Origin of the sequence: Pseudomonas sp. FYR_5 (assembly GCF_043106315.1) — a bacterium.
Lineage (GTDB): Bacteria > Pseudomonadota > Gammaproteobacteria > Pseudomonadales > Pseudomonadaceae > Aquipseudomonas > Aquipseudomonas putida_Y.
Map to the genome: position 1 here is coordinate 1 of NZ_JBICMK010000132.1, position 6689 is coordinate 6689.

6 protein-coding genes are annotated in these 6689 nt (G+C 61.2%); 2 read left to right on the plus strand and 4 right to left on the minus strand.

Features of this window, described 5'->3' with window-relative positions:
• Positions 1-80: 80 nt before the first annotated feature.
• The 4 genes from ACF8RA_RS25820 to ACF8RA_RS25835 form a co-directional block, all read right to left on the minus strand.
• Complete coding sequence (locus ACF8RA_RS25820) at positions 81-845, minus strand: amino acid ABC transporter ATP-binding protein (RefSeq protein ID WP_170032466.1); 765 nt, start codon at positions 843-845, stop codon at positions 81-83.
• A 10-nt stretch (positions 846-855) separates the two neighbouring features.
• Entirely contained in the window at positions 856-1953 is a 1098-nt protein-coding gene (locus ACF8RA_RS25825; protein WP_392519692.1) for an amino acid ABC transporter permease, read from the minus strand.
• A 10-nt stretch (positions 1954-1963) separates the two neighbouring features.
• On the minus strand, positions 1964-3142 hold the full coding sequence (locus tag ACF8RA_RS25830) for an amino acid ABC transporter permease (RefSeq protein ID WP_176682594.1): 1179 nt from the start codon (positions 3140-3142) through the stop codon (positions 1964-1966).
• Positions 3143-3209: 67 nt separating this feature from the next.
• Complete coding sequence (locus tag ACF8RA_RS25835; RefSeq protein ID WP_176682593.1) at positions 3210-4238, minus strand: amino acid ABC transporter substrate-binding protein; 1029 nt, start codon at positions 4236-4238, stop codon at positions 3210-3212.
• A 332-nt stretch (positions 4239-4570) separates the two neighbouring features.
• Between ACF8RA_RS25835 and ACF8RA_RS25840 the strand changes: the two genes are divergently transcribed.
• Positions 4571-5227, plus strand: coding sequence for an alpha/beta hydrolase (locus ACF8RA_RS25840; RefSeq protein WP_176682592.1), 657 nt, complete (start codon positions 4571-4573; stop codon positions 5225-5227).
• A 100-nt stretch (positions 5228-5327) separates the two neighbouring features.
• The coding region (gene rhlB / locus ACF8RA_RS25845) for an ATP-dependent RNA helicase RhlB (protein ID WP_392519693.1) at positions 5328-6689 on the plus strand (1362 nt) is incomplete at its 3' end.

Here is a 6689-nt window from a genome sequence, read left to right on the forward strand (position 1 = left end):
TTTACGCAGGCTCCAAAGCCAGCGCTAAACCTGTGGGAGCGGGCGTGCCCGCGAAGGGCTGCCGCGCAGCCCAAACAGCATCAGTGGAGGATCTGGCTGAGGAACAACTTGGTCCGGTCACTGCGCGGCCGGTCGAAGAAGTCATCCGGCGATGCCTGCTCCACAATCTCGCCTTTGTCCATGAAGATAACCCGGTTCGCCACGGTACGGGCAAAGCCCATTTCGTGGGTCACACAGAGCATGGTCATGCCATCCTCGGCCAGGCCCACCATGGTATCGAGCACTTCCTTGACCATTTCCGGGTCCAGTGCCGAGGTCGGCTCGTCGAACAGCATGATCTTGGGCTTCATGCACAACGCGCGGGCAATGGCCACACGCTGTTGCTGGCCGCCGGACAACTGCCCGGGGTACTTGTGTGCCTGCTCCGGAATCCGCACGCGCTCCAGGTAGTGCATGGCAATTTCCTCGGCCTTGCGCCGTGGCATCTTGCGCACCCACATTGGCGCCAGGGTGCAGTTCTCCAGAATGCTCAGGTGCGGGAACAGGTTGAAGTGCTGGAACACCATGCCCACCTCGCGGCGGATGGCCTCGATCTGCTTGAGGTCGTTGGTCAGCTCCACGCCATCGACCACGATACGCCCTTGCTGGTGCTCTTCCAGACGGTTAAGGCAGCGGATGGTGGTGGACTTGCCCGAGCCGGATGGCCCGCACAGCACGATGCGTTCGCCCTGGCGCACGTTCAGGTTGATGTCCTTGAGCACATGGAACTGGCCATACCACTTGTTCACACCCTGCATCTGGATGATGCCTTCGGGGCCAGCAGGCTGCTTGATCGCTTCACTCATTTCGAAACTCCTAACGCTTGTGGCCAGTGTCCAGCTTGCGCTCCAGATGCATGGAGTAGCGGGACATACCGAAACAGAAAATCCAGAACACCAGGGCGGCGAACACGTAGCCCTCGGTGGCCATGCCCAGCCAGGCCGGGTCTGCGGCTGCTTGCTTGACGCTGTTCAGCAGGTCGAACAGGCCGATGATGATCACCAGGCTGGTGTCCTTGAACAGGGCAATGAAGGTGTTGACGATGCCGGGAATCACAAGCTTCAGCGCCTGCGGCAGGATCACCAGCCCCATCGAGCGCCAGTAGCCAAGGCCCATGGCCGCGGCGGCTTCGTACTGGCCCTTGGGGATGGCCTGCAGACCGCCACGCACCACCTCGGCGATGTACGCCGACTGGAACAGGATTACACCGATCATCGCCCGCAGCAGCTTGTCGAAGCTCATGCCTTCAGGCAGGAACAACGGCAACATCACCGACGACATGAACAACACGGTGATCAGCGGTACGCCGCGCCAGAACTCGATGAAGGTCACACACACCACCTTCACGGCCGGCATCCTCGAACGCCGGCCCAGGGCCAGCAGGATGCCCAAAGGCAAGGCGCCGACAATGCCCACGGTAGCGATCACCAGGGTCAGCATCAGCCCGCCCCACTGGCTGGTGGGTACGTTTTGCAGGCCCAGATACCCCCCATGCAGCAGGGTGTAGGCCAACACCGGGTACAGCACCAGGAAGGCCAGGCCGTAGATGGCCTTGCGCGGGAAACGCTTGATGAACAATGGCGCGGCGCCGATGACTGCAAGCCACACGGTCAGGTCCACGCGCCAGCGCAGCTCGGCGGGGTAGTAGCCGTACATGAACTGGCCGAAGCGCTGCTGCACGAACACCCAGCAGGCGCCCTCCTTGGTGCAATCGGCACGGGTGGTGCCGACCCAGTTGGCGTCGAGCAACGCCCACTGTAGCAATGGCGGCACAATCAGCCATATCAGGTAGATCGCGAACAGGGTCAGCAGCGTGTTGAGCCAGTTGGAGAACAGATTGGCGCGCATCCATGCGAGCACGCCGACGGTTTTCACCGGTGGCGGCATGTCAGGTTTGAAAACATGGGCATTCACGGGCGTATCCTCATCGCTCGATCAGCGCAATGCGCTTGTTGTACCAGTTCATCAGCAGCGAAATGCTGATGCTGATGGCGAGATAGACGCTCATGGTGATGGCAATCACCTCGATGGCTTGTCCGGTCTGGTTGAGCACGGTACCGGCGAACAGCGAGACCATCTCCGGATAGCCGATACCGGCCGCCAGCGACGAGTTCTTCGCCAGGTTCAGGTACTGGCTGGTCAGCGGCGGAATGATCACCCGCAGTGCCTGGGGGATGATCACCTTGCGCAGGGTCGGGCCCTCGCGCAGGCCCAACGAGCGAGCCGCTTCGGTCTGGCCATGGCTGACCGAACGGATGCCGGAACGCACGATTTCGGCGATGAAGGCTGCCGTATAGATAGTCAGCGCCAAGGTCAGCGCCAGCAGCTCTGGGATCAGCACCCAGCCCCCGACGAAGTTGAAGCCCTTGAGCTGCGGCATATCCCAGGTTACCGGGCTGCCGAACACCAGCACGCTCAGGCTCGGAATGGCGATGAACAGCAGCAGCCCCGCCCAGAACTTGTGGAACGGCACGCCAGTTTCGTTGAAGCGCTTGTTGGCGTAGCGCACCATCACGGCTATAGCGGCAATGGCGATTGCCAAGGCCACCACAAATGGCCAGAAGCCATCAGCCATGGACGCGCCAGGCATGTTCAAGCCACGGTTGCTGATGAAGAACTTGTCATCGAAGTTGATGCTGCCCCGCGGTCCCGGCAGAGTCAGGAACACGGCGAAGTACCAGAACAGGATCTGCAACAACGGCGGAATGTTGCGGAAGGTTTCCACATACACGGTCGCCAGTTTGTTGATCATCCAGTTCGGTGACAGGCGAGCCACACCGATGATGAAGCCCAGTATCGTCGCCAGAATGATGCCGATGAAGGTCACCAACAGCGTATTGAGCAGGCCGATGACGAACACCCGCGCATAACTGTCGGATTCCACATAGGGGATCAGGTGCTGGGCGATACCGAAGCCGGCACTGCGGTCGAGGAACTCGAAGCCCGAGGTGATGCCCCGGTGTTGAAGGTTGGTCTGCGTGTTGTGGAACAGGTACCAGCCCAGACCGACCACGAAGACGATCGTGAGAATCTGGAACAGCCACGCGCGCACACGCGGATCATTCAGGGATAGCCCCTTTTGTGCGCCGATTTGATTTTGCATGAAGTGCCCCGGAAAGAAGGGTTCCGAACAACCTGCGGCGGCCGAATGCCGCCGCAGGGTGCAGCCATCAGCGCACTGGAGGCGCGTACTGGATGCCGCCGTTGTTCCACAGGGCGTTCATGCCACGGTCGATCTTCAGGTTAGTGCTCTGGCCCAGGTTCTTCTCGAACACTTCGCCATAGTTACCCACTTGCTTGACGATCTGCACTACCCAGTCTTTGGGCAGCTTGAGGTCCTTGCCGTACTCGCCATCCGCACCCAGCAGTCGGGCGACATCCGGGTTCTTGGTGGACTTGGCTTCGGCCTCGACGTTCTTGGAGGTGATGCCCGCCTCTTCGGCGTTGAGCATGGCGAACAGGGTCCACTTGACGATGCTGAACCAATCCTCGTCGCCTTTGCGCACTACCGGGCCCAGCGGTTCCTTGGAGATGGTTTCCGGCAACACCACGTATTCGGTCGGCGCGGCCAGTTTGGAGCGCTGGGCGAACAGCTGCGATTTGTCCGAAGTCAGCACGTCGCAACGGCCAGACTCCAGCGATTTGGCGCTCTCGTCAGAGGTGTCGAAGGTAATCGGGGTGTACTTCAGGCCGTTGGCGCGGAAGAAGTCCGATACGTTCAGCTCGGTGGTGGTACCGGCCTGGATGCAGATGGTCGCGCCATCGAGCTCTTTGGCGCTGGAAACGCCGAGCTTCTTGTTGACCAGGAAGCCAACGCCGTCATAGTAGGTGACACCCGTGAATACCAGGCCCATGCCGGCATCGCGCGAGCTGGTCCAGGTGGTGTTACGCGACAGCACATCGACCTCGCCCGATTGCAGGGCGGTGAAGCGTTCCTTGGCGTTGAGCTGGCTGAACTTGACCTTGGTGGCATCGCCGAATACGGCGGCAGCCACGGCGCGGCAGACATCGGCGTCGATGCCGACGATCTTGCCCTTCGCATCAGGTACCGAGAAGCCTGGAAGACCGTCGCTCACGCCACACTGGACGAAGCCCTTCTTCTTTACCGCATCGAGGGTGGCGCCGGCCTGGGCATTGCTCACGGCGCCCAGCGCGGCGGCAGCGGTCAGGACTGCCAGGGTGGTTTTCAACATCTTCATTCACAACCTCCAAATCGCTCTTGTTGTATCGAGCCGGAATTGCACCGCACCCTTTTGAGGCGTATCCGACCCGTATTGGCTTGTTATTGGGTCAATTGGCGCAATGGACTGTTCTGTGACAGCCTTCGCGTGCAGAGGGTGTTACCGTCACGGCCTGCCCTTTGCATCACAGGTTGAGTTGCAAAGCGCGTACCAGATTGTCGCGCTGTAGCGTTTAAGCGCTCGTCAAGTAGGAAAAGTTGTATCGTTGCGACATTCTTTTTCCGACAATCATTCCCGGTGCCTACTTTTCACGCACGCCATAACAAGACCCGCACATTTTCGGAGCAGTCATGACCAACCCGCTGATTCTCGAACCACAGAAAACCGCTGACGCCTGTGTGATCTGGTTGCACGGTCTGGGGGCCGACCGTTACGACTTCCTACCTGTGGCCGAATTCATGCAGGAGCGCTTGCTCAGCACGCGCTTCATCATGCCCCAGGCACCGACCCGGCCCGTGACCATCAATGGCGGCTATGCCATGCCCAGCTGGTATGACATCAAGGCCATGACCCCGGCCCGCGCCATCGACGAAGCGCAACTGGAAGAGTCAGCCGAACAGGTGGTTGCACTGATCAAGGCCGAGCAGGCCAAAGGCATCAACCTGTCGCGGATCTTCCTGGCCGGCTTCTCCCAGGGCGGCGCGGTGGTGCTGCACACTGCCTATATAAAGTGGCAGGAAGCACTGGGCGGGGTGATCGCCCTGTCCACCTATGCCCCCACCTTCAATGAGCAGCACCAGTTGAGTGCCTGCCAGCAACGCACCCCGGCCCTGTGCCTGCATGGCGTGCATGATCCGGTGGTAATCCCGTCCATGGGCCGTACCGCCTTCGAGTACCTGAACATCTGGGGCGTCGCTGCCCGCTGGTACGAATACCCGATGGAACACGAAGTGGTGGTCGAAGAACTGAACGATATCCACGACTGGCTGAGCAAGCAGCTGCAATAGGCAGCCTCGCTTGTAGTTGTGGGCGTATTCCGCTACGCCGCGCCCGGATCTTGCATTACACTGCCCGGCGTACATTCCTTAATCAGTTGATGAGACGACCGTGCTCAAAGCACTCAGAAAAATATTCGGCAAGGGAGAGGCCGCGCCGCAAGCCGCCGCTCCTGCTGCCAGCGTGACGCCGGAAGCCCGGCCCGCGGCAAAACCGGCCGCACCACATGCCACCCCCGCCCCCAAGGCTGAGCCACCTGCCGCCGCTACGCCACCTGCCGAACAACCGGCCAAGGACAAACCGCGCCGCGAACGCAAGCCCAAGCCGCAGGCGAGCCTGTGGAAGCCCGAAGACTTCGTGGTCGAGCCACAGGAAGGCAAAACCCGCTTCCACGACTTCAAGCTGTCCAATGAGCTGATGCACGCCATCCACGACCTGGGCTTCCCGTACTGCACGCCGATCCAGGCGCAGGTCCTGGGTTACACCCTGCGGGGCCAGGACGCCATCGGCCGGGCCCAGACGGGTACCGGCAAGACGGCCGCCTTCCTGATCTCGATCATTTCCCAGTTGCAGCAGACGCCACCGCCTAAAGAGCGCTACATGGGCGAACCGCGCGCGCTGATCATTGCCCCCACCCGCGAACTGGTGGTGCAGATCGCCAAGGACGCCGCTGCCCTGACCAAGTACACCGGCCTGAACGTGATGAGCTTCGTCGGTGGCATGGACTTCGACAAGCAGCTCAAAGCCCTGGAAGCGCGCCACTGCGATATCCTGGTGGCTACCCCTGGCCGCCTGCTGGACTTCAACCAGCGCGGCGAAGTGCACCTGGACATGGTCGAGGTGATGGTGCTTGACGAAGCCGACCGCATGCTCGACATGGGCTTCATCCCCCAGGTCCGCCAAATCATTCGTCAGACACCGCCGAAAAGCGAGCGCCAGACCCTGCTGTTCTCCGCCACCTTCACCGACGATGTGATGAACCTGGCCAAGCAGTGGACCACCAACCCGGCCATCGTCGAGATCGAGCCGGAGAACGTGGCCAGCGAAACGGTCGAGCAGCACGTGTATGCGGTGGCCGGCAGCGACAAGTACAAACTGCTGTACAACCTGGTGACCCAGAACAAGTGGGAACGGGTGATGGTGTTCGCCAACCGCAAGGACGAAGTGCGGCGCATCGAGGAGAAGCTGGTACGCGACGGCATCAATGCCGCCCAGCTGTCGGGCGACGTGCCGCAGCACAAGCGCATCCGAACCCTGGAGAGCTTCCGCGAGGGGCGCATCACCGTGCTGGTGGCCACCGACGTGGCCGGGCGCGGGATCCATATCGATGGCATCAGCCACGTGATCAACTTCACCCTGCCGGAAGACCCGGACGACTACGTGCACCGCATTGGCCGTACCGGCCGTGCCGGCACCAGCGGTGTGTCGATCAGCTTTGCCGGTGAGGATGACTCGTATCAGCTGCCGGCGATC